This window comes from Mycobacteroides franklinii, from assembly GCF_002013895.1.
In the GTDB taxonomy this organism is placed as follows: Bacteria; Actinomycetota; Actinomycetes; order Mycobacteriales; family Mycobacteriaceae; genus Mycobacterium; species Mycobacterium franklinii.
The window spans coordinates 276,646-300,111 of record NZ_MAFQ01000005.1; the positions used below are offsets into that span (position 1 = coordinate 276,646).

Below are 23,466 nucleotides of genomic sequence, written 5' to 3' on the forward strand. Positions count from 1 at the left end.
GGCGCGATGTTCCGGGCTAACATGCGGGAGGGGCATGTTCAGAGGGGGAACGCATGAAAATCGACCCGGTAGCGACGGAAAAATGCGCGGCACAACTGGACGCGACGGATACACATGTCGAGTTCGCCAAGGCGAAGCTACGTGCCACCGAGGGCAAGGATCTCGGTGATCTGACCGACGCCATGAATGCCGCGCGCAACCGGGTATCGGGTGCGCTGGGCACGGTTTCGGCTGTGCAGAAGGAGATTTCGCAGAACATCCGCACGTGCACCAGGGCACTTGTCGAGATGGATCAGCGTAACGCCGGAAATCTCAGCGACGCCGGTATCAAGTTCCCGGTGCTCAACTAGGGCCGCTGCCTGATGACGCTGGGTGACACACAAAAGCAGCTGGAGCAGGTAATCGCCGATCTGCGACAGATCGGTGAGATCAGTGTGAGCACCGTCTGGCCGATTGCCAGAAAGGTTGTTGCGGCGGTCCGCAAGGTCATCTCCGTGGCCACCGAACCCCCTCCGCCCGACCCGGAAACGGTGCGGGAGGTGGCGGCGCGCTGGCGGGAAATGGCGCCCGCCATGGGGGAGTGGCATGCCAACGACGTGCAGCAAGCCCAGAACACCATCCCCGACACGGTGTGGGGGCGGACGTCAGGTGATTCGTACGGTGAAACAACCGGGGACAAGGCCCGCACCAGCATCGCGAACTTCAAGACGCGATCCACCACGATCGGTCCGGCCGCGACCGGGGTCGCGAGTTCTCTGGATACCTTCGGTGGGTCGATGGAGAAGGCGCGCGATCGGTGGCACAACGCGTTCAATTCACTGAAGGACGACGTCGACTGGAACAACATTCCGAAGAACCCATTTGATGCGATCCCGTATGTGCGCAAGCTCGTGGGCGACGTCGTGCATGGGGTGGAGGAGCTCGCCGGTGCGTACGGGGACGCCGATAAGGCGGTCAACACCGCCAAGGGTGAACTCGGAAAGGCGTTGGAGGGCATCACATTGCCCGATCACACCTCTGTCGCCGCGGGTGCCATCGGTTCGGTCAACAATTGGTCGGACACCAAGAACGATCCGGATGGGCACAAGGACGGAACCGGTTTGCGGCCGGGCGTGCAAGAACGTGCCGATGCCAATCTGGCGGCGATGAGTCCCGAGGATCGCGCGAAGGCGCAGGCGATGTTGGACGGTGCGAAGGACGACGCCCGGCGGAATTGGATCATTGCGGCTCTCGCGCGGGGTGGGGATATCGAGTCGTTGCAGCGGTTCGCCGACCGACTGAACCTTCCTCCCGAGCAGGGTGGCCTGACCGATAAGCAACTGCAGGAACTTGATCCGACGGTGTACGCGAGGAATCACGAGGAAGTCCTGAGGCAGCCGGATGGCACTACGTGCGGATCAAGCTCTTTGGTGACGGCCAAGATGATCAACGACCCGCTGTACGCCATGAAGGTGCTCACCGGGTATGACCCACGAACAGGGCAGGAGCTACCGGGTGGCACCGATACCGACGCAGTTACGGCCCGGTTCGGAGAAGAAGCCAAGAAGATGCACGACCTTACGAATAACGCCGGGATTCCGGGCTGGGGCACGAACTGGCCTGAGTCGCTGGGGACCCCGCCTTGGGGCGCCGCCGATGAGATGGGGGCGCCGAATGGGGCCGGGGTGCCGGGGAGTGGGTACGGCTGGACGGTGCACCCCCCGACCGGCGCTTCGAGTGATTACCAATCGGTGACCGCGGCAGTGCGCGCAGGGCAGGTGGTTCCGCTGTTTATTGGTACCGGTCCGTACCCCAGCCACGTCATTCTGGTCACTGGCATGGATGGAGATAACGTGCAGGTGTACGACTCCGCCGCTGGTAAGGCGTCAACGATTCCCAAGGACAAATTCATCAATGGCAACTTCGACCTGACGTGGTCTGGTGGATGGAATGTGTGGGGCTCGGTGACGCCTAAATGAGGCACGGGAAGTGTGTTTCGTTGGTGGTGCTGGTGTTTGTGACAGCTGCTTCGTGTCCGAGTGATCCCGGGAAGTACGACTCGAACAGTACGGACGGTGCCAGGTCGGATCATCTGGCATCGGATTCGTGGTTGGCGCCCGCCGAGGTTACCCATGGTGGTTCCGCGGGAACCACGCTTGTCGATCGCGAAAGGGTATCGCGTAAGTACCGAAAGGCCGTTGCGAACGATTTCCGTGAACCGGTGATTGACGAAGTTCATGCGGCCTTGGCCAATGGCTGGGCGATTACGTATGCCCAATGTGGTCCCACCGATCCTCGACCGCTCCCCAAGCCCGATATGGGGCGTGATTCGGAATCGATGGTGGCGTTTGTGGATCTGCAGAAATCCTCCGGTGACCTTGGCCAGATGGCATTCGCGGAACTGACCGCTTACGCATACAAGCAGCAGCAGGACGGAAGCGGCCCCAACGAGGTTGGAGTGCGCATCGTTGCGTACCCGCCGTATCACTCGGACAAGGGATGGCCTCAGCTGCCGCTCGTCAAATATGACGACACGTGTTTGGCTAATCCGGCTGCTCCGGCTAACGGTACGTGGAACACACCGGGTTTTCCGGATGGGCTGGCAAGCGGTCTGTCTCGTAGCCAGCCGCTGAACGAGAAGGGCGAACCTGACGGATCGGCGCGCTGACGCACGTTGCCTCAAACGCTGACAGTGCCAGACTGGGGTGTGTGAGCCAGAACCCGGAGAACACCAAGTACGTCGAGCCCGGCGAGTTCAAGCGGGACACCAACTACATCGACACCCGGATCACCGCGGACGGCCGCGATGGTTACGCCGTAGAGCCCGGTAGATACCGACTCGTTGCGGCACGTGCCTGTCCGTGGGCCAACCGGACGCTGATTGTCCGCAGGCTGCTTGGGTTGGAAAGTGCGCTATCGCTTGGGCTCTGCGGGCCCACGCACGACAAACGCAGCTGGACCTTCGATCTTGACCCGGGTGGGCTCGACCCCGTCTTGGGCATCCACTTTCTGCGCGATGCCTACCTCAAGCGGTACCCGGACTATCCGCGCGGCATCACCGTGCCCGCGATAGTCGAAGAGGCCACGGGCGAGGTGGTCACCAACGACTACGCGCAGATGACGCTGGACTTCTCCACCGAATGGACGGAATACCATCGGCCCGGCGCACCTGAGCTGTACCCGGAGGCGCTGCGCCCCGAAATCGACGAGGTGAACCGCCGCGTCTACACCGAGGTCAACAACGGCGTCTATCGCTGCGGTTTCGCCGGAGACCAGGACGCCTATGACGCCGCCTATGACCGGCTGTTCGTGGCACTGGATTGGTTGTCGGAAAGGCTTGCCGGACAACGCTATCTCGTGGGTGACACCATCACAGAAGCCGATGTGCGGCTGTTCACCACCCTGGTCCGGTTCGATCCGGTCTACCACGGGCACTTCAAATGCAATCGCGAGAAGCTGACCGAGATGCCGGTGCTGTGGGCTTACGCGCGTGATCTGTATCAGACACCGGGCTTCGGAGACACCGTCGACTTCGGTCAGATCAAGGAGCACTACTACGTGGTGCACACCGATATCAATCCCACGCGCATCGTCCCCAAGGGGCCGGATTTACGTGGCTGGAGCACCGTCCACGACCGCGAGGCGTTGGGTGGTCGCCCGTTCGGTGATGGCACTCCGCCGGGTCCGCCGAGCGAGTCGGAACGCGTGCCAGATTACGGTCATTGCCCTGGTTAACTACCTTTGCAGCATTTACAAAAACGGAAGACTTGTTAACAAGCATGCCTTTCCTTAGTATCCGTCGGCATGCTGCACCACAGGGTGAAGGGCGAGTAGATGACCGATCAACCAGTCACTATCGGAGTTGTCCGAGAGTCGGGTGAGGATGAGCGCCGCGTAGCGCTGGTACCGAAGTCGATCGCCGGCCTGATTGGCAAGGGTGTGAACATCGTCATAGAAAGTGGCGCCGGAGAGCGCGCGCTACTGCCTGACGAGCTGTACACCGAAGCCGGCGCGACGGTCGGTGACGCCTGGTCCGCCGACATCGTGGTGAAGGTGGCGCCGCCATCGGAGGCCGAGGTCGCTCGCCTGCGCGAGGGGCAGACCCTCATCGGCTTCCTGGCGCCTCGCAATGCTGATAACAGCATCGGCGCGTTGAAGAGTGCCGGCGTGCAAGCCTTTGCGGTGGAAGCCATTCCGCGTATCTCTCGCGCACAGGTGATGGACGCGTTGTCGTCGCAGGCCAATGTCGCCGGTTACAAGTCGGTGCTCGTAGCGGCTTCCGAATCGACCCGCTTCTTCCCGATGCTCACCACCGCCGCCGGGACCGTGAAGCCCGCGCTGTTGTTGGTCCTCGGCGTCGGTGTGGCCGGCCTGCAGGCTCTGGCCACCGCCAAGCGCCTCGGTGCCCGCACCACCGGCTACGACGTGCGCCCCGAGGTGGCCGATCAGGTTCGTTCGGTCGGCGCCCAGTGGCTTGATCTCGGGATCGATGCGGCCGGCGAGGGCGGCTACGCCCGCGAGCTGACCGACGAGGAGCGTCAGAAGCAGCAGCAGGCACTCGAAGATGCCATCAAGGGATTCGATGTCGTCATCACCACCGCACTGGTGCCGGGACGCCCCGCTCCGCGCCTGGTGACCGCCGCCGCCGTTCAAGGGATGAAGCCGGGTTCGGTGGTTGTCGACCTCGCCGGCGAGACCGGCGGCAACTGTGAGCTCACCGAGCCAGGCCAGACCGTCGTCAAGCACGGTGTCACCATCGTCTCGCCCCTGAACCTGCCGGCCACCATGCCCGAACACGCCAGCGAGCTGTATGCCAAGAACATCACGTCCGTCCTCGAACTCCTCATCAAGGACGGTGCCCTGGCGCCGGACTTCGATGACGAGATCGTCGCGGGTTCCTGCGTTACCCGGGAGGTCTCCTAGTCATGTATGGACAGCTGCTGGCCAACATCGCGATCCTGGTGCTTGCCGGGTTCGTCGGGTTCGCCGTTATCTCCAAGGTGCCCAACACCTTGCACACCCCGCTGATGTCGGGCACCAACGCCATTCACGGCATCGTCGTGCTGGGTGCGCTGATCGTGCTGGGCAACCTGCCCGCCGACGCCAGCTGGGGTACCCGGATCATCGCGTTCGTCGCGCTGATCTTCGGAACCCTGAACGTGATTGGTGGCTTCCTGGTGACCGATCGCATGCTGGGCATGTTCAAGTCTAAAAAGCCAGCACAGTCTGAGCAGCAGAAAGAGGCAGTCAAGTGACTTCTGAGAGCCTCAACTACATCGTCGATGTTCTCTACATCGCCGCATTCGCCCTCTTCATCTACGGCCTGTCCGGGCTGACCGGACCCAAGACTGCGGTGCGCGGTAACTGGATCGCCGCCGTCGGTATGGGTATCGCGGTGCTCGCCACGCTGATCAAGGTCAGCGAGACGGCCACCACGCTGGACTGGATTCTTATCGGCGCCGGTCTGGGAATCGGTGTCGCGCTGGGTATCCCGCCCGCGCTGAAGACCAAGATGACGGCCATGCCGCAGCTGGTGGCGCTGTTCAACGGCGTCGGCGGCGGCACCGTGGCACTTATCGCCTGGTCGGAATTCATTGAAACCAAGGGTTTCTCGGAGTTCAAGCCGGACCAGTCGCCGACCGTCGCGCTGGTGGTGGGGTCGCTGTTCGCCGCGGTCATCGGCTCGGTGTCGTTCTGGGGCTCGCTGGTGGCCTTCGCCAAGCTGCAGGAGTCCATTCCGAAGAACGTCGAGAAGCGGCTCGTCGCTTCCGCCAAGCTCTTCCAGGCCTCCAACATCGTGCTGCTGCTGGCCGCCGTCGGTGCTGCCGTTTACATCGGGCTGCACCCGGGTCTGCCCGTGTGGTGGATCGTCGCGGTGCTGGTATTCGCCGGTGTGATGGGTCTGTTCGTGGTGTTCCCGATCGGTGGCGCCGATATGCCGGTGGTCATCTCACTGCTCAACGCGATGACCGGTTTGTCCGCCGCCGCAGCAGGTTTGGCACTGAACAACACCGCCATGATCGTCGCGGGCATGATCGTCGGCGCGTCCGGTTCGATCCTGACCAACTTGATGGCCGTCGCGATGAACCGGTCGATTCCGGCCATCGTGTTCGGCTCGTTCGGTGGCGGTGACACCGCGGCTGCGGGTGGTTCGGCCGAGCAGGGCACGGTCAAGGCCACATCGGCTTCCGATGCCGCGATCCAGATGGCCTACGCCAACCAGGTCATCGTGGTGCCCGGTTACGGTCTGGCCGTCGCGCAGGCCCAGCACACCGTCAAGGAAATGGCGGACCTGCTGGAGAGCAAGGGTGTTGAGGTCAAGTACGCGATTCACCCGGTCGCGGGCCGCATGCCGGGCCACATGAACGTGCTGCTGGCCGAGGCCGATGTCGAGTACGACGCCATGAAGGAAATGGACGACATCAACGGCGAGTTCAACCGGACCGATGTCACCATCGTGATCGGCGCCAACGACGTCACCAACCCGGCGGCTCGCAATGACCCGTCGAGCCCGATTCACGGCATGCCGATTCTGAACGTCGACGAGTCGCGCTCGGTGATCGTGCTGAAGCGCTCGATGAGCTCGGGCTACGCCGGTATCGAGAACCCGCTGTTCTTCCAGCCGCAGACCTCGATGCTATTCGGGGATGCCAAGAAGTCGGTGTCCGCGGTCATCGAGGAGCTGAAGGCGCTGTAAGGAATCCCTTGCGCTGACAGGGCAAGTCAACGACGGTGACGTGATGGAGGGCTTCCTCCATCACGTCACTTCGTCGTTGAGGGCTTGTTCTAGAACCTTATGGGGCTTCTTGGCGAACATGGGGCATGGAGTATCTCGATCACGGCCGCCTGGCGGTAACGACCGTGTGCCAGGTTCCCACTCGGCGTAGTCGGCGTTGACGTCGTAGCATTTGTTCGTGTCGCGTAGTGCGCTAGTGGTGGTTCTCATGTCGGCTGTCGCCGTGGTTGTGCCGGTGTCGGCGGCTGCCGAACCGCATGACTGTTCTTCGGTGGATAAGGCGCGTCAACAGATCCAACAGATGACGTACACCCAAGGGCAGTCGGCCAGTCAGATCGGCGCCACCCGGAACCGCGCGATTGCAGAGGTACTTCGCAATGCTGCAGCGGGTACGACCGATGACCTGGTGCGCACTCGCGCCACCGATGCGGCGGCTGCCGCCGACCAGTATGCGGATCAGCTCTCCGCTGTCACGTCGGTAACCGAGATATTGCCTTCCCAGAACGACGCGATGGTTCGCGCTGTCAACGCGATGGCGACCCTGGAGCAGATCTGTCCGATCGTGCAACCACAAGAAGTTCCGGAACCACAAGAAGTTCCGCCGCCGAGCTAATGGGCTTCGGTGTCCTCGACCCGGCGCCAGGTCACCAGCGCCGCGGCCAGCGCCGCCAACGCTGCCAGCCAGTAGAGCGCGTGCGGTAGGGGAGAAATCGCCACCGAGGCGACGGCAATGGCAGGTAGCCCGATGTTCAAGATCGCATCGCGGCGCTGCAGCAGCAGCACCAGCCAGGCCAGCACGAGATAGATGGCGAATGGGATCGTGATCGTGAGTGCTGCGATCGTGGGGTTCAGGTGGCTCTTGCCGAGCCCCTCGTCGACGGCGATTTCGAAGCCCGCCGAGAGTGCAGCCACGGCGGCGAAGATGAAGTAGTGGCTGTATCCCCACAACAGGGTGGCCCGCAGCGATGCGTCCTTGCACTCTTGTTCTTGGTCGAAGTAGATCCACCAGACTGCGGCGACAATGACCAACGCGGAGACCGCGATGCCGATCATGGTGGTGTAGTTCTCGGCTTCGTCGGCACCGCCGATGATTGAATTCGCCGACGCGAGAATGGATTCACCAAGCACGATCAGGGTGAACAAGCCGTAGCGCTCGGCGATGTGTTGGGGATGCCACGTTGTGGGCGCCACCTGCTCGGCTAACCACGGCACCGAGATGTCCACCAGGGCGATCACCACGAACAGCGGTACGCGTAGGTCTGCCGGCGCGAAGAGCCCCCAGCACACCCAGGCCGCCTGGGCGATGGAGATGCCTGCCACGTAGCGCAGGCAGGTGGGGCGCATCGCGGGATCGCTGATGGCCGCGCGCACCCACTGGCTCCCCGCCGCGATGCGCATCAGGACATACCCAGCGATCGCAATGCCGAAGTCTGACTCGGTCATCGCGCGCTCTACCCCCGCCGCGATGGTGAGCGCCCCGGCCATCTGAACGAATGTCGTCACCCGGTACAGCCAGTCGTCGGTGTCGAAGGCGCTGGCGAACCAGGTGAAGTTCATCCAGGCCCACCAGATGGCGAAGAAGCCGATCGCATACCCGACGAGCCCGTCGACAAAATGGCCTTCGGACCAGAAATGGTGCAGAGCGCCCGAAGCGCGGGACACCGCGACCACGAAGACGAGGTCGAACAGCAATTCAAGCGGGGTGGACGCGCGGTGCGGTTGTGCCGGATCGCGGGACACCATGGCCCTCAGGCCACCGATCATGTGGTTACCTACTGGTCTCGAGACTGCGGCGGACGTGGGCAGCTTAACGTGCAGAAGGCCGTCAAGCTGGCGAACCTCGTGGGCGCCTAACCCAACCAGTTGATCGGGATCCCGTCCGCGAACAGATTCCCTACGCATATAGTGAGGCACCATGCAACCGGTGACCGACACTAAGGCAGGCGGCTCCTCGCAGCGCCGTGCTGGTCGCCGCGAGGAATTGGTGGCGGTGGCGTCCAAGTTGTTCGCGGCCCGCGGATATCACGGCACCCGCATGGACGATATCGCCGATGTCGCCGGCCTGAACAAGGCCACCGTGTACCACTACTTCGCGTCCAAGGCGCTCATCCTGTACGAGATCTACTTCAAGGCTGCCGAGGAGACCCTGGCCTGCCTGCAGGACGATCCGAATTGGACGGCGCGTGAGTCGCTGTATCAATGCACGAGCCGCATGCTGGCACTCATCTTCTCCAACCGTGAGCAGGGAGCCGTCTACTTCCAGGAGAACCCTTTCCTCTCGGAGTGGCTCTCGCCCGAGCAGGTGGCTGAGATCCGCAAGCGCGAGGACATGGTCCAGGAACGGGTCCAGAACATCATCGAGCGCGGTATCTCCAGCGGTGAGTTCGTCGAATGCGACTCTCATGTCATGGCACTCGGCTATATCGGAATGGTGCTGGGCTCGTACCGCTGGCTCAACCCGAGTGGGCGCCGCAGCGCGCAGGAGATCGCGGTGGAGTTCAGCACCACGCTGCTGCGTGGGCTGATTCGGGACGAGGCGACACGGATCAACGATCCGTTGGGCGTCGCGTCCACAACATCCGTTGACGGCACCCCGTAGCGGCGGACCGGTAGTGGCCGCTGACTCCATCCTGACATTGGACTTGCCCAACGTCAGATTGCAGGCGCTGTCCTGGGGACCCCACGACGGCCCGCTGGTGATCTGCGGGCACGGCTTCCCCGACTCCGCACACACCTGGCGCCTGCTGGGGCCGAGGTTGGCCGCCGAGGGATGGCGCGTGGTGGCCCCATTCACCCGCGGCTACTCACCTAGCGAGATACCGGCCGACGCCGAATACGGCCTGGGCGCCCTGATGCAAGATGTTCTCGACATTCATGCAGCGTTGGATGGCGACGAACGCTCGGTATACATCGGCCACGACTGGGGAGCGTTGGTCGGCAATGCCCTCGCCCGCAGCAGCCGTTCACCGTTCGCCCGCATGGTCACCATGGCCGTGCCGCCGTTTGAAGTGATCGGCTCAAATCTGGCTTCGATGGGGCCCACCGGCTGGCCGGGCGTACTCGGACGGCAACTGCTGATGAGCTGGTACACGCTGTTTCATCAGGTGCCGGTGCTACCGGAATTGTTGTTGCCCTGGCTTCTTCGTCTGTACTGGCGCCGGTGGTCGCCGGGATACGACGCGCGAGCGGATCTGCGGTACACCGGTGAGGCGATGCTTCAGAAGGGGAATCGCCGCGCAGTCATCGGCTACTACCGCGCAAACATTCGGAGGGCGTTGTTCCCGTCGCGGAAGTACTGGCGGACCCAGCGATCCCTCCTGGACGGGGCGCGTACGCCGGTGCTGTACCTCCATGGTCGTAACGATGGATGCATGACGCAGCGACTGGTAGATTCTGCGCGCCTGGATCTGCCTCATCGCAGCGTTGAAATCATCAATGGCGGTGGACATTTCGTGCATCTGGAATGCCCGGATGTGGTCTATGAACTTGTACGTGAGTTCCTGGGCCCGCCAACTGCAAAGGTAGAGTGAACCAATGCCAGTCGTCAGTCAGACCGTCGAGGTGGCCGCGCCACCGCAGGTGATCGTCTCCATCGTTACCAACTACGAGGCCTACCCCGAGTGGAACAAGGAGATCGCCAGCGTTGAGATTCTGCAGCGCCTCCCGGACGGTCGCCCACACATCGTGCGGCTGAAGGTGGAGACCTCCGGTATGTCCTCGACGAACGTCGCCGAGATCGCCTACCTCAATGCCTCGCAGGTGGCGACGCGGCTGCTGGAGAGCGACATCTTCGAGAAGCAGGAACAGACGTTCTCGATCGTCCCGATGGGGCAGATTTGCCTGCTCACGGTCGACATGGATGTCGAGACCAAGTTGCCGATCCCCAAGCCGATGGTGAAGAAGCTTGCCAACCAGGTGCTCGAGCACCTGGCTGAGGGACTGAAGGGCCGTGCCGAAGCGGTCGCTTCCGGTCAGCTACAACCGGCCGATCCGCACCTACCCCCCGGACCACATCCCGGCGCGGTCTAGGTACTCGATCAATCGGCGTGCGCCGTCGATGAACTGAACCTCGGTCTGGGCGATCACCTCGGTGATGTCTCCCGCGCGCAGTGCCGCGATGAGCTTGTCGTGAGATTGCACTGTGGGCCCGATCCACGAGGCGTCCTCGGCGAATAGCTGATGCGGTGTGTACCGCACCGCCTGCAGCAGAAACCAGGCCAGCTTGGGGCGGTCGGCCACATGGTTGAGAAGACGGTGGAACTCGAACTCGGCCCAGGTTATCTCCTCGGGCGAGGCCGCGTTCCGCAGCGCATCGTTGAGCTCGGCCAGGGCATCTGCCTGTTCCGGCGTGATCCGTGCCGCGGCGGCCTTGGCAAGCTCGACCGCCAGATGCGACTGCAGGGCGAAGATGTCCTCGACGTCTTTGCGGCTGAGCGCGGCCACCGCGTAGCCGCGATGCGGAACCGCGTCCACCATGCCCTCGCCGCGCAGCGTCAGCAGCGCCTCCCGCACCGGGGTGACACTGACGCCCAGCTGGGCGGCTGTTTCATCCATCCGGATGTACTCACCGGGCCGCAGCTCGCCGGTCATGATCGCTGCGCGAAGTCGGCCAGCAACTTCTTCGGACAGCTGCGGCCTACGGATTTCGCGGGTCTGCGCCCGGGGAGTTTTCATCCGATCTGCCTGCCATTTCCACTTGTGGTGACGCTCTTGCATCTAAAGTCATATCAAATATATTTGAGCCGACGCGACGAAGCGACAATCCAGGAGGCTGTGACTTGAGTCCCGATGAACCTGTCGGTGCACCTGATGTAACCGTCGATGGCGGCATCATGCGGATCACGTTCACCAGGCCTGATCGAATGAATGCGCTCAACGGGCCGGCCACGGCCGGACTGATCGAGGCTCTTGATTCGGTGGCCGGTCGCGATGATGTGCGCGTTGTCGTCATCAGCGGTGGCGCCCCGGGCAGTGCCTTCACCGCAGGCGCCGATGTCGCGGAGCTGGCTGCGGGAACCGGGGATCTGACCCCGTTGCAGGCCGCTGAACTCACCATGGACAACGCCGAGCGATTGGTGCGCGCGGTGCTGAATTGCCCGGTGCCCACCATCGCGGAGGTCACGGGTGCGGCGGCAGGTATTGGCGCCTCGGTGGGTCTGGCGTGCGATTTGATCTACGCCGCCGACACGGCCTTCTTCCTCTTGGCCTTCGCGAACATCGGGCTCATGCCCGACGGCGGATCGAGTGCGCTGGTGTCTGCCTCTATCGGCCGTGTCAAGGCCAACGCGATGGCGCTTTTAGCCCAACCCCTCAATGCCACAGACGCTTTCGCGGCGGGACTGGTCAACGACGTGTTGCCGGGAGACCAGTTGCGCGAGCGTGTCGACAAGACGGCGCGCAGGCTGGCCCACGGTTCCCGCCGTGCGATGCAGCTGACCAAGGAGGCCATGAACTCGGTCTCGCTCAAGCTGTTCGACGAGGCCATCGCTCGCGAGCGCGAAGGGCAGATTGAGCTGCTGATTTCGCCCGATGCCCAGGAAGGCTTCGCCGCATTCCTCGAGGGCCGACGCCCCAACTTCAGTTAGTAGGAGAATTTGTGACCGACACGATCGATGCGACCGTCCAATCCGCAGGCCTCGAGCAGCCGTACCGCGCTCGGCGCCAGAACTGGTGTAACCAGCTGGCCCGACATGCGCTCATGCAACCCAACGCCACCGCCATCCGATACCTGGGGCGCAGTATCTCGTGGGGAGAGCTGAATCAGCGTGTGCAATCGTTGGCCGACGCGCTGTCTCGGCGCGGCGTCGGATTCGGGGATCGCGTCCTCATTCTCATGCTCAACCGTCCCGAGTACGTCGAATCATGGCTTGCCATCAATGAACTCGGCGCCATCGCGATCCCGGTGAACTTCCGGATGACGCCGCCAGAGGTCGCGTTCCTGGTCGAGAACAGCGGGGCCAAGGTGGCGATCACCGAGACGGTCCTGGCTCCGGTGACCGCCGCGGTGCGTCAGCAGACGCCCGCACTGGAGACGGTCATTGTCGCGGGCTCGGAGTCCGGAGACGGTGCTCTGGGATATGAAGAGGTCATCGCCGAGCAGGGCGAAGCGCACGACGAGGTGGATCTCCCCGGTGATACCCCCGCGCTCATCATGTACACCTCGGGGACGACGGGCCGGCCCAAGGGCGCGGTGCTGACACACCTCAATCTATCCGGCCAAGCGATGACCTATCTGCTGAGCACTACGGTCGACCTGAGCTCGGATGTCGGGTTCATCGGCGTTCCCATGTTCCACATCGCTGGTGTGGGCAACATGATCACGGGGTTGCTGCTGGGGTTGCCGACGGTCATCCATCCGCTGGGTGCTTTCGATCCTGGAGCCCTACTGGACGTTCTGGAGGCCGAGGGTGTCACCGGAATCTTCCTGGTTCCGGCGCAATGGCAAGCGGTTTGCGCGGCTCAGCAAGCAAACCCACGGAGGGTGAAGCTCAAGACCCTCTCCTGGGGTGCCGCGCCGGCCACCGATGTCCTGCTACGGACCATGTCCGAGACATTTCCCGAGGCGAGGATTCTGGCCGCGTTCGGGCAGACCGAGATGTCGCCGGTCACCTGCATGCTCATGGGCGAGGATGCGGTTCGCAAGATGGGATCCGTCGGCCGGGTAATTCCGACCGTCGCGGCCCGCGTGGTCGACGACAACATGAATGATGTGCCGGTTGGCGAAGTCGGAGAGATCGTTTACCGGGCGCCGACCCTGATGCAGGGCTACTGGAACAACCCCGAAGCTACCGCCGACGCGTTCACCGGTGGCTGGTTCCACTCGGGCGACCTGGTCCGGCTGGACGCGGACGGTTTCGTATGGGTCGTGGACCGCAAGAAGGACATGATCATCTCCGGCGGCGAGAACATCTACTGCGCGGAAGTGGAGAACGCGCTCGCCGAGCATGAGCAAATCGTCGAAGTAGCGGTGATCGGCAGGCCACACGAGAAGTGGGGCGAAGTGCCGGTCGCCGTGGCGGCCATACACGGTGAGGCACTGACGATCAGTGACCTCGACGGGTTCCTCACCGAGCGACTGGCCCGGTACAAGCATCCCAAGCACCTGGTGATCGTTGATGCACTACCGCGCAACCCCTCCGGCAAGGTGCTCAAAACGGAACTCCGACAGCAGTTCGGTGTAGCCGAATAGCAAACATGAATCTGGATTCAGAAAAGTTTAGTCAAGAGTGAAACGTGAAACTAGAAGTACTGTACATTCCTGTAATTGCCATCACATCGGGGGGACTGGTGTGACCGAATCCGCTTGAATGGCGGGTTTTGTTTGCTGACGAAAGGGATCGGGTGGTGTTTGACATCCTGCAGTGGCGCGGTGCCGACGCGCGCGTAGGGAACACCAGGGCAGGTCAGTGTGCCCAACTCCTTTGAGACGGACGGCCGCGGACCGTCGGACCGACAACTCCTGCTGTGCGGCGTGGCGATGGCCGTCGTGGCCGCGTTGGTCGGCACTGCCCTGGTGATCAAGTCGACCGGCAGGTTCGAAAACTATGTGCGGGTAGTCGCCGAGCTCGCCAATGTCGGCGATGGCCTCCCCGCCAAGTCGGATGTCAAATATCAAGGCGTACTGGTCGGCGCGGTGGACGATGTGACTCCGTCCCAGCGGGGCAGGCCCAACGTTGTGCATATCGACCTGAAACCCGGTTTGGCGCAGACGGTTCCGCGGTCAGTCACCGCCCGGGTGGTCCCCAGTAACGTGTTCGCGGTCTCCTCGGTGGAACTGGTCGACCACGGCCCCGGTGCCGCGATCTCCGATGGAACCGTCATCGCCGAAGAGACCGAGCTGCCCACGGTGCTGTTTCAGACAACCATCAGCAAGCTGCGTGACATCCTGCTGGCCAACGGACGCGGGCGTGATGACGATTCGGTGGGCATCTTCGCCGTCATCGCCGCGGCGACAGAGGGACGTCGCGCCACGCTGCTGAACGCGGCCGGGCAGCTGACCCGGATCATCGACCAACTCAACGACATCGTCGCGACCGATACCGGCCCGTCGACTCTTTCGGCGCTCCTCAACGCGACCAAGGGCTTGCAGACGACAGCCCCGGAACTTGTCGATGCGCTGCACCAGGCCATCAAGCCCATGCAGACACTCGCCGAAAAGCGTGAGCAATTGCAGACGCTGCTCAACGCCGGATTGCATACGACGGGCACGCTGCGGCAGTCGTTGGACAACCAGACCGATCGCATGATCGACATCACCACCAAGCTGACTCCGGTCATTGGTGTGCTTGCCCAGAATTCCGTGCACTTCCTGCCGATCGCCACACGGCTGAAGGTGTTCTCCGACAAGTTCTTCAGCGATGTGTGGGACCCGGAGAAGGACGTCGTCAACATCCGCGGAGTTCTGTCGTTCACGCCGTCGACGATGTATACCCGCGCCGACTGCCCGCAATACGGGGAACTGAAGGGGCCGAGCTGTTACACCGCACCGGAGCTCGTGGTCCGGCCCGATCTTCCGGAAACGTTGCTCCCGCAGAACTACAAGCCGCCGCCCGATCTGGCGCCGCCGCCGGGCACCGAGGTCGGGCCGGATGGGAACTTGATCGTGACCGGACCTCCACTGCACAACCCGTACCCGAATCTGCAGGACCCCAACCCGCCCTTGCCGTGGTGGCAGCCCAACCCATCCCCGCGGGTGCCGGGTTCGGCCGACCCGGGTGATGCCGAACCTCCGCCGGGGAGCCCGGGTGTTCCCGCCCCGGGGGCGACCGCGCCGGCCTCGTTCGGCGGTGCCGTTGGTCCCGTCGGCAGTAGGACCGAGCGTGAGCAGTTGGGTCTGATCACCGGAGGCGAGGCCAATTCGTCCACCCAGCTGCTGCTGGGGCCGGTTGCCAGGGGTACCAAACCCGTTATTGCCCAGCAAGTCTCGACAGGAGGGCAGCGATGAAGTTCCGCGGTCCGTTGATCGGGCTATCGGTGTTCATGGTGATCGCGCTAGCCATGACGTGGCTCGTGTATGCGACCCTGCGGCGTGAGGTCGCGGGGTCGACCAACAACTACGGCGCGATGTTCACGGACGTGACCGGATTGCGCGAGGGGGACGACGTCCGGATCGCGGGTGTGCGCGTTGGCCGCGTCGAATCCGTGGCCATTGCCGGTGACCTGGCCAAAGTCGACTTCCGGGTCGAGACAGGGCAGTCGTTGTACGGCAACACGATTGCGACGATCACCTACCAAAACATCGTTGGTCAGCGTTATCTCGGGTTGTCGTTGGGCAAGACCGGAAGCACGGATCGGCTCAAGCCGGGAAGCGTCATTCCCGTGGAGCAGACGGAGCCTTCGTTCGATATCGGCATGCTGCTGCACGGGTTCGAGCCCCTTTTCAGCGTGCTCGATCCCACGCAGGTCGACAACCTCACGGACGGTGTCGTCAAGTCCCTGCAGGGGGATACCGGCTCGATCGTCGGGCTGGTGGACCAGACATCGCAACTCACCGAAACCTTCGCAGGTCGAGACAAAGTTCTCGACGATGTGATTACCAATCTCAACGGTTTGACGAAAACCCTTGCTGGACAGAATAAAAACCTGGACACCGTGTTGACGCACACCCGCGAGATGGTGGCGATTCTGGACAATCGACGCTCGGCATTGGTCGATTCGGTTGGTTCGACGGCGTTCGCCGTGCGCAGGCTTTCGAAGATCTCGGACACGGTGTATCCGCAACTCAACGAGATACTGCATCGGGAACCGGGATTCGTCAGCCACTTGAACTCCGTCGAGCCGCAGCTGGCCTTCGCCGGGGATAACCTGCCGCTGCTCCTCAAGGGAGTCGCGCGGACCACCCAAGAAGGTGCCTTCATCAACGGATATGTCTGCGACCTCAACATCACCGGGTTCTTCCCTGGCCTCAATGACGTCGTACCGATCATCGTGAATGCTGCCACTCCCGGCAACAAGGCTCAATACTCCCCGAAATGCAGGAACCTGGCAGATGGATAAACCCAGTGTGTGGCAGCGTATTTCGCGACGCCCCGTCGAGACCTACAACAAGACGTGGTTGGGCGCGATCGCACTCGCGGTGATCGGCGCCCTGGTCGGAGCAATGCTGCTGGTGAAGGTGATTGGCGTCGGTTACAGCCACTACACCGGGGAGTTTCTGCAGGCGGCGTCGCTGCAACCGGGTGCCAACGTGTCCTATGCGGGAGTGTCGGTGGGGGAGGTCACCAGCGTCGAGTTGGTGGGCGACCGCATCGAGGTCGGCATGCGGGTCCGCGATGACATCAAACTCCGCAAGGATGCCAAGGCGGCCATCAAGATCACCACGATTCTCGGTAATCAATACGTGGAACTGCGCAACGGTGGTGACGGTGTCTTGCCGAACCGTCGAATAGATCTGGCGCACACCGAGGTTCCGTACGATCTGCAGGCGACACTGCAGGATGCCACGTCGACGTTCGAACAGGTCGACGCCGACAAGATCGCAGAGTCCATGGAGATCTTGGCCAAACAACTGGAGGGCCTGCCTCCGGTGCTGCCCCAGGCGATGGAGAACATCCGCACGCTGTCCTCGGTGATCTCACATCGGCGTGATCAGATCGGCACGCTGCTGTCCAGCACGGAGCTGGTGTCGGGCACCCTGTATCGGCAGCAGGGGGATATCGGCAAGCTGATTGTCCAGGGACGAGACCTGCTGGGTGAATTCGTCTCTCGACAAGCGAGTTTCCACTCGATGATGCGTGCGGTCAACGAGCTGGTGACCGTGCTGAGCAAGATCGTGGTGAAAGACAGGCGGGCCGTCGACGCACTGATCGCCGATGTGAAGACCTTCAGCAAGTTGATCGGTGGTCACGATGACTTGTTCCGGAGTCTCCTGCAAGTGACCGCGGTCGCGGCCCGCAACTTCACCAACCTCACGGGCTATGGCAACGCACTTGAGCTCAGTGCGCCCGGCGGCCTCGCGGTGGATTCATGGATGTGTGCGATCAGCGGAAGAGCCAAGCAGTTCAACATGATCCCGTACTTCAAGGACTGCAAATGAGCACACCACTGAGTACCAGGACGCGACGGATCATCTGGGTCGCGGGGGCACTGGCGCTGGTGGCCGCGGTGGTGGTGACGTCCTTCGGATGGACCTATCTGCGTGAGCGGAGCAACAGGCTGACCATCACGGCGCAGTTCGAGTCCGTATCCGGTCTGTATCCGGACAACAAGGTGTCGGTACTGGGCATGCCCATAGGCAAGGTCACCAAGATCACCTCACGCGGCACATACATGGAGGTGGAGTTCACGGTCGACTCGAAGGTCAAGGTGCCGGCCGATGCGAAGGCCGTCACGGTGTCGTCCTCGATCCTGACCGACCGGCACATCGAACTCACCCCGGTCTACCGCAGTGGACCGACACTCAAGAACGGCGACATCATCGGGCTGGACCGCACCAAAACGCCGGTGGAATTCGACCGGGTGCTGGCGATGGTTGACAGGCTCTCGAAGGCACTCAAGGGCGACGGTAAGGGCGGCGGACCGCTCGCGGACGTGGTGAACAACAGCGCCAACGCATTGTCCGGAAACGGCGAACTGATGACGTCATCTCTGGATGAACTGGCCAAGGCACTTCGATTGAGTGCCGACGGCGGCGCCATGACCCGGGACCAGCTGACCAAGATCATCACCCGCCTCAGCTCGCTTTTCGAGGCCGCGGCGCGCAATGACCAGAACATCCGCGAGTTCTCCTCGACGGTGCGGCAGCTGTCCCAGGTGCTCGACGAAGAACAGCTCGGATCCGGTACCACCGGTAAGCAGCTGAACAACATTCTCCTGCAAGCAGGTTCACTTCTCGAACAGAATCGGGATGCCATCAAGGATTCGGTGGCAAATTCTGGTCAGATCGCCCAGGCGGTGTACGACAACCGGCGTGAACTCTCCGAAGGATTCGATCTGCTTCCGATGATGGCCGACAACGTCTACAACATCGTCGACCCGGTCAACAATGTGGTGCGCGCCCACGTCCCGGTGGACAGGCTGCTGTTCGACACCCAGGCCGCCAAGGAGATCTGCAATCTCATGGGCCTGCGCCAACTTGGTTGCAGCACTGGCACTTTGCAGGACTACGGACCCGATTTCGGATTGACCTACGTGCTCGACGGTCTCGCGGCGATGGGGCAGAAATGAACGGATTACGAAGGCTGGCCGCGCCCGCGGTGACCATTGCCGTGCTACTGACCAGCGGATGCGGTACCAGCGGCCTTGCCAGCCTGCCGCTTCCGGCGCCGGGCATGACAGGTGGCTCCTATGGTTTGACGGCGATGTTCACCAACATCTTGAACTTGCCGTCGCGTGCCAAGGTGAAGTTGGGCGGGGCCGATATCGGTGAAGTCGACTCCATGAGCACCACCAACTACACCGCAGTGGTCACCATGCGGATCCGTTCGGATGTGGAGATCCCCAAGGGGACCACTGTGGAATTGCGTACCGCGACACCGCTGGGAGACGTGTTTGTCGCACTGAAACCACCCCGGCCGGCTGACCCCAACGCGCCACTCCTGCGCGATGGGGACACCTTTGGGCTCGATTCGACAACAGCTGCCGCGACCGTGGAGGCGGTTCTGAGTTCGGCGGCGATCATCGTCAACGGTGGTGCGGTGCGCAATCTCACCGGCACGGTCAATGGACTCGGTCGTGCAACGGGACCCAACGGCCAGGCGTTCGGAGACCTGATCGGTAAGTCGAATCGACTGTTGGGCACGCTCAACGCCCGATCCGGTCAACTGGATTCCGCACTGCGCGATACCGCCCAGCTTGCCGCCGAGATGAACACACGGCGTGAGGCGCTCTCCGATTTGTTGGTGGCGGCCGCACCTGCCACCGACACGCTGTCGGCCAATGCATCCCACATCGCCGACCTGGCCGACCAGGTGGGCGCGGTGACAAAGCAGCTTTCCAAGTTCCCGTCGATCGCGGGCACCGATAACAGCGGCCGCAGCGTCATCGCCGACTTCAACACGCTGTCGGCTTCGTTCAACGACATCGCCGTCAGCCCGGACACCAGCCTTGCCGCCCTGAATCGGTTGATGCCGCCGATCGTCAAAATCATGGCGGGATCGGCGTTCGCGGCCCGGGTGTCGATCGACAAGATTGCGCTCGGGTCCATTCCCGATATCGGATACAAGGGTGATCCTGGGCTGCATGGCCCGAAGCGTTATGACTGGGCCAAACTTGTCGGCTCGTTCAAGTACACCCTGTGGCGCTTGCAAGAGCGCGTGGTGGGTCAGGGGCCCGATGTCCCGACAGTTCCTATGCGGCCCAGCCCGACCGAGCCGGGTGTGATCGAACCGGTACCCGGTGCCGTGCCCACGCCTCAGGGGCCGCCGCGATGATCAGGACACTGGCGAACGCGGTGGTCGACACCGTGAAATTAGGCCACCGCAACCGCTTCTGGCTGTCCGGGCTGGCGCTGGCTCTCACGCTAGGGGTGGCGTGCACCTACCTGGCCGTTGGCGCGTTGCGTGCCAGCGCCTTCGCTTCGACCTACCAGGTGTCGATCGAGCTGCCCGAATCCGGTGGATTGATCCCCAATCAGGATGTGGCGCTGCGTGGTTTGCGGATAGGCCGGGTCGAGTCGGTGACTCCGTCGCCTCGCGGACCGGTCGCGGTGATTCATATCGAGTCCTCGGTCAAGATCCCGGTGGGAAGCCCGGTGCGCGTGTCGGGCCTCTCTGCGGGAGGCGAGCAATATGTGGACTTCGCGCCGGTGACCACAGCGGGCCCGTATCTGAGTGATGGCAGTGTGATCGCGCGCGGGGAAGCGACGGTTCCTGTTTCGTTGGCGAAACTACTCGCCAATGCCGATGGTGCACTGGCGCAGGCTGATACCAAGAAGCTGGAGCTCATCAAGAAGGAACTGCATCTCTCCCGCGAGGCGCCGCGCAAGATGACGGATATCATCGACGGCGGCGTGTTCCTTTTGTCCACATTGGATTCCGTGCTTCCGCAGACGGTGAGTGTGCTCAAGCAGAGCCGCGTGACGCTGTCCTCATTCGCGGAAATGAACAACGGTCTCGCCACCACCACGCGGGGCCTGAACCGGTCCTTGAACGGTGTGGCACGGATGGATGGCGGTTTTCGTACGCTGATCGACAGGGTTCCGGGGCCGTTGGCCACTACCGATGCGGTGATTGCGGACAACTCCGACAATATGGCGCAGCTGTTGGGGAATCTCACCACGGTGGCGCAGTTGTCCTACGTGCGCGTGCCGGCGCTCAACGCGCTGTTCCCCTCGTACCGTGGATCGGTGATCGAGGCGGTCGCCAACACGTTCTACGACCATGGCGTTTGGGCCGTCGCCGACATCTATCCGCGATACACCTGCGACTACGGATACCCACGCACCGCGGTATCGGCCGCGGACTACCCGGAGCCTTTCCTGTACGCGGGCTACTGCCGAGATCAGGACCCCGCGGTGCTGGTGCGCGGTGCCAAGAACGCTCCACGGCCGGCCGACGATGACACGGCCAGTCCGCCGTTGGGTGCCGACCTGGGCCGGATGGCCGACCCGACTCCCAAGGGCCGCTTCACCATTCCCACGCCGTACGGTGGGCCCACGCTCCCCGTTGACCCGCCGAAATAGGGGTCTAGCTGCATCCCGCCAGCCGGGTAGTACTCGGCTAGCCCCCTAAGCGGGTGTGCATCTCCCAGACCAAGATCTCGGCATCGGTGGTCGCGCAGACGCGTAGGGCACCGGTGTCGGTGAGGCGCACGGCATCTCCCTCGGTCAGCTCACCGGCGGCCTCAATGGTCACGGCCCCGCGGGCGACGAAGAGATGCAGGAATGGTGCTGCGGGCAGTTCGACGCTGTCGCCGGCGGCGATGCGTGCCGCATGCAGCGCGGCGTTCTTTTGGGCGATGGTGATCGCTGTCTGATCCCGATGCCGTGGCATCCCGGAGGCCACGGTCACCAGCCCGCCGCGGAGTAACTCGTGGTCTATCTCGAGTTGTTGGTACCCGGGATCGATTCCGGAGTCGTCCGGGGTCACCCACATCTGGATGAAGCGCACCGGATCGGAGTGCCGCTCGCCGGACAGCCGCCAGGAGTCGTTCTTCTCCGAATGCAGAATGCCGGTACCGGCCGACATCCGCTGTGCCAGACCGGGATAGATCACCCCGGAATTGCCCTCGGAATCCTGGTGTACCAACGAACCCTGCAACACCCAGGTGACGATCTCAATATCGCGGTGAGGATGCGTCTCGAACCCGGCGCCTGGCAGCACGATGTCGTCATTGTTGACCAGTAGTAGCCCGTGGTGGGTGTTGTGCGGGTCGTAGTGCTCGCCGAACGAAAACGAGTGCTTGGAATCCAGCCACGAGATCTTGGTCGCGAGCCGATCGCTTGCGCGGCGGATGTCCATTACCCAAGTATGCCGAACAGGCGCTCAGTCCTAGGAAAAGTGTGTCTTGACGAGGACTGAGCGCCTGCTCGCGGGGAAAGAAGGGGCCTACCAGTCGGCTTCGGTGTACTTGATGACGCCGCGGATGTTCTTGCCGTCGAGCATGTCCTGGTAACCCTCGTTGATCTGCTCCAGGCTGTAGGTGGTGGTGATCATCTCGTCGATCTTGAGCAGGCCCTGCTTGTACAGGCCGACCAGACGCGGGGTCTCGGTGTGCGTGGTGCCACCACCAAAGATGTTGCCCTTCAGTGTCTTCTGCAACATGGTGAACAGGAACAGGTTGAACTTCACGTCCACGTCGACCATGGCGCCCATGCCGGTGACCACGCAGGTGCCGGTCTTGGCGGTGAGGATCATGGCCTCTTCGATGTATTCGCCCTTCATCTCGCCGACCGTGATGATGGTCTTCTGTGCCATGATTCCCCAGGTCAGGTCCATAACCGGCATGATGGCCTCGGCCATCGACGCGTAAACGTGGGTGGCGCCGAACTTGAGGGCCTGCTCACGCTTCCATGGCACCGGGTCGATCGCGATGACGTAGCGGGCGCCGGAGACGACGGCGCCCTGCAGGGCGCTCATGCCGATTCCACCGACCCCGATGATGATGACGTCCTCGCCGGGCTTGACCTCGGCGATGTTGGTGGCGGAGCCGAACCCGGTGGGCACGGCGCAGCCGAGCAGCGCGGCCGACTCAAAGGGCACGCTGTCGTCGATCTTGACGACGGAATCCTCGTGGACCACGGCGTACGGCGAGAACGTACCGAGCAGGTTCATCGCGGAGACGGGAGTGTCACCCGCGTGGATGCGGTTGGTGCCGTCGGCGATAGCCTTGCCGCCCAGCAGGATTGCGCCACGGTCGCACAGCGATCGGTAACCGCGCATACAAGGCGGGCACTTACCGCAGGCCGGGATGAACGCGAAGATGACGTGGTCACCCTCCTGAACGGAGGTGACACCCTTGCCGACCTTGGTGACGACACCCGCGCCCTCGTGGCCGGGCAGCACCGGCAGTTCCATCGGGGTGGCGCCGGTGAGTACGTGATAATCGGAGTGGCACATACCGGCGGCGTGCAGCTGGACCTGGACTTCGCCCTCGGCCGGATCACCGAACGTGATCTCTTCGACGACGATCGGCTTGTTGAGCTCGCGAATCAGCGCGCCTTTTGTCTTCATTGACTGGCTAGTCCTTCCAGATACACGTGAACCAGATCACTCTCGTGGACGAGGATAGCGGCTCTCGGCGAAAAGTGAAACGCGTTCTAAAAGTGCGTGGTCAGCGGGTCAACAGTGGCTTTGACTACGATCTATGCACAG

At 62.8% G+C, this 23,466-nt stretch carries 23 protein-coding genes; 19 read left to right on the forward strand and 4 right to left on the reverse strand.

Translation table 11 applies throughout. The annotated features are described in order from the left end of the window. The first annotated feature begins 53 nt into the window (after positions 1–53). The 8 genes from B4393_RS08245 to B4393_RS08280 all read left to right on the forward strand — a co-directional run bounded on the left by B4393_RS08245 (position 54) and on the right by B4393_RS08280 (position 7,328). A complete protein-coding gene (locus tag B4393_RS08245) occupies positions 54–350 on the forward strand; it encodes a hypothetical protein (protein WP_078333706.1) in 297 nt (98 codons plus the stop codon). Positions 351–362: 12 nt separating this feature from the next. Beyond that, the gene (locus B4393_RS08250) at positions 363–1,958 is read left to right on the forward strand and encodes a cysteine peptidase family C39 domain-containing protein (RefSeq protein WP_236743132.1); all 1,596 of its coding nucleotides are present in this window, start codon (positions 363–365) and stop codon (positions 1,956–1,958) included. Positions 1,959–2,200: 242 nt separating this feature from the next. After that, complete coding sequence (locus B4393_RS27780) at positions 2,201–2,647, forward strand: hypothetical protein (protein ID WP_165758444.1); 447 nt, start codon at positions 2,201–2,203, stop codon at positions 2,645–2,647. A 41-nt stretch (positions 2,648–2,688) separates the two neighbouring features. Beyond that, a complete protein-coding gene (locus B4393_RS08260; RefSeq protein WP_078333708.1) occupies positions 2,689–3,714 on the forward strand; it encodes a glutathione S-transferase family protein in 1,026 nt (341 codons plus the stop codon). A gap of 99 nt (positions 3,715–3,813) precedes the next feature. Next, on the forward strand, positions 3,814–4,902 hold the full coding sequence (locus B4393_RS08265) for a Re/Si-specific NAD(P)(+) transhydrogenase subunit alpha (RefSeq protein ID WP_070937947.1): 1,089 nt from the start codon (positions 3,814–3,816) through the stop codon (positions 4,900–4,902). A 2-nt stretch (positions 4,903–4,904) separates the two neighbouring features. Then, positions 4,905–5,234: an NAD(P) transhydrogenase subunit alpha part 2 gene (locus tag B4393_RS08270; RefSeq protein ID WP_070937948.1), complete on the forward strand. Its 330-nt coding sequence runs from the start codon at positions 4,905–4,907 to the stop codon at positions 5,232–5,234. After that, positions 5,231–6,676: an NAD(P)(+) transhydrogenase (Re/Si-specific) subunit beta gene (locus B4393_RS08275; protein ID WP_078333709.1), complete on the forward strand. Its 1,446-nt coding sequence runs from the start codon at positions 5,231–5,233 to the stop codon at positions 6,674–6,676. Before B4393_RS08270 ends, B4393_RS08275 begins: the two co-directional genes overlap by 4 nt. Positions 6,677–6,893: 217 nt before the next feature. Beyond that, a complete protein-coding gene (locus tag B4393_RS08280; protein ID WP_413816135.1) occupies positions 6,894–7,328 on the forward strand; it encodes a hypothetical protein in 435 nt (144 codons plus the stop codon). On the opposite strand, the gene B4393_RS08285 is transcribed toward B4393_RS08280, so the two are convergent. After that, positions 7,325–8,479, reverse strand: a complete 1,155-nt coding sequence (locus tag B4393_RS08285) for a low temperature requirement protein A (RefSeq protein ID WP_070937950.1) — start codon at positions 8,477–8,479, stop codon at positions 7,325–7,327. The two genes, B4393_RS08280 and B4393_RS08285, sit on opposite strands and share 4 nt — an antisense overlap. A gap of 151 nt (positions 8,480–8,630) precedes the next feature. Here B4393_RS08285 and B4393_RS08290 point away from each other — a divergent pair, with 151 nt between their 5' ends. The 3 genes from B4393_RS08290 to B4393_RS08300 are packed head-to-tail and all read left to right on the forward strand — an operon-like array spanning position 8,631 to position 10,744. Further along, entirely contained in the window at positions 8,631–9,314 is a 684-nt protein-coding gene (locus B4393_RS08290) for a TetR/AcrR family transcriptional regulator (RefSeq protein ID WP_070937951.1), read from the forward strand. A 13-nt stretch (positions 9,315–9,327) separates the two neighbouring features. Continuing rightward, a complete protein-coding gene (locus tag B4393_RS08295; protein WP_070937952.1) occupies positions 9,328–10,245 on the forward strand; it encodes an alpha/beta fold hydrolase in 918 nt (305 codons plus the stop codon). A gap of 4 nt (positions 10,246–10,249) precedes the next feature. Then, positions 10,250–10,744 carry an SRPBCC family protein gene (locus tag B4393_RS08300; protein WP_070937953.1) on the forward strand — a complete coding sequence of 165 codons (495 nt, stop codon included), beginning with the start codon at positions 10,250–10,252 and terminating at the stop codon, positions 10,742–10,744. Here B4393_RS08300 and B4393_RS08305 read toward each other — a convergent pair. Beyond that, positions 10,712–11,389, reverse strand: coding sequence for a GntR family transcriptional regulator (locus B4393_RS08305; RefSeq protein ID WP_078333975.1), 678 nt, complete (start codon positions 11,387–11,389; stop codon positions 10,712–10,714). The two genes, B4393_RS08300 and B4393_RS08305, sit on opposite strands and share 33 nt — an antisense overlap. A gap of 104 nt (positions 11,390–11,493) precedes the next feature. On the opposite strand from B4393_RS08305, the gene B4393_RS08310 reads away from it, so the two are divergent. The 8 genes from B4393_RS08310 to B4393_RS08345 all read left to right on the forward strand — a co-directional run bounded on the left by B4393_RS08310 (position 11,494) and on the right by B4393_RS08345 (position 21,335). Beyond that, positions 11,494–12,300: an enoyl-CoA hydratase-related protein gene (locus B4393_RS08310; RefSeq protein ID WP_078333710.1), complete on the forward strand. Its 807-nt coding sequence runs from the start codon at positions 11,494–11,496 to the stop codon at positions 12,298–12,300. An 11-nt stretch (positions 12,301–12,311) separates the two neighbouring features. Then, positions 12,312–13,904, forward strand: a complete 1,593-nt coding sequence (gene fadD5 / locus B4393_RS08315; protein WP_078333711.1) for a fatty-acid--CoA ligase FadD5 — start codon at positions 12,312–12,314, stop codon at positions 13,902–13,904. A 219-nt stretch (positions 13,905–14,123) separates the two neighbouring features. Beyond that, the gene (locus B4393_RS08320; RefSeq protein ID WP_078333712.1) at positions 14,124–15,659 is read left to right on the forward strand and encodes an MlaD family protein; all 1,536 of its coding nucleotides are present in this window, start codon (positions 14,124–14,126) and stop codon (positions 15,657–15,659) included. Further along, entirely contained in the window at positions 15,656–16,711 is a 1,056-nt protein-coding gene (locus B4393_RS08325) for an MCE family protein (protein ID WP_078333713.1), read from the forward strand. Before B4393_RS08320 ends, B4393_RS08325 begins: the two co-directional genes overlap by 4 nt. Beyond that, complete coding sequence (locus B4393_RS08330; protein ID WP_078281060.1) at positions 16,704–17,750, forward strand: MlaD family protein; 1,047 nt, start codon at positions 16,704–16,706, stop codon at positions 17,748–17,750. Before B4393_RS08325 ends, B4393_RS08330 begins: the two co-directional genes overlap by 8 nt. Next, positions 17,747–18,880: an MCE family protein gene (locus B4393_RS08335; RefSeq protein WP_078333714.1), complete on the forward strand. Its 1,134-nt coding sequence runs from the start codon at positions 17,747–17,749 to the stop codon at positions 18,878–18,880. The genes B4393_RS08330 and B4393_RS08335 overlap by 4 nt, the downstream gene beginning before the upstream one ends. Next, positions 18,877–20,085 (forward strand): MlaD family protein, encoded by a 1,209-nt coding sequence (locus B4393_RS08340; RefSeq protein ID WP_078333715.1) that lies wholly within the window; start codon positions 18,877–18,879, stop codon positions 20,083–20,085. The genes B4393_RS08335 and B4393_RS08340 overlap by 4 nt, the downstream gene beginning before the upstream one ends. After that, a complete protein-coding gene (locus tag B4393_RS08345; RefSeq protein ID WP_078333716.1) occupies positions 20,082–21,335 on the forward strand; it encodes an MlaD family protein in 1,254 nt (417 codons plus the stop codon). The genes B4393_RS08340 and B4393_RS08345 overlap by 4 nt, the downstream gene beginning before the upstream one ends. 37 nt (positions 21,336–21,372) lie before the next feature. Here the strand turns inward: B4393_RS08345 and B4393_RS08350 are convergent, their stop codons facing one another. Continuing rightward, complete coding sequence (locus B4393_RS08350) at positions 21,373–22,113, reverse strand: pirin family protein (protein WP_078333717.1); 741 nt, start codon at positions 22,111–22,113, stop codon at positions 21,373–21,375. A gap of 87 nt (positions 22,114–22,200) precedes the next feature. After that, complete coding sequence (locus B4393_RS08355; RefSeq protein WP_070937963.1) at positions 22,201–23,325, reverse strand: NDMA-dependent alcohol dehydrogenase; 1,125 nt, start codon at positions 23,323–23,325, stop codon at positions 22,201–22,203. Positions 23,326–23,466: the final 141 nt, after the last annotated feature.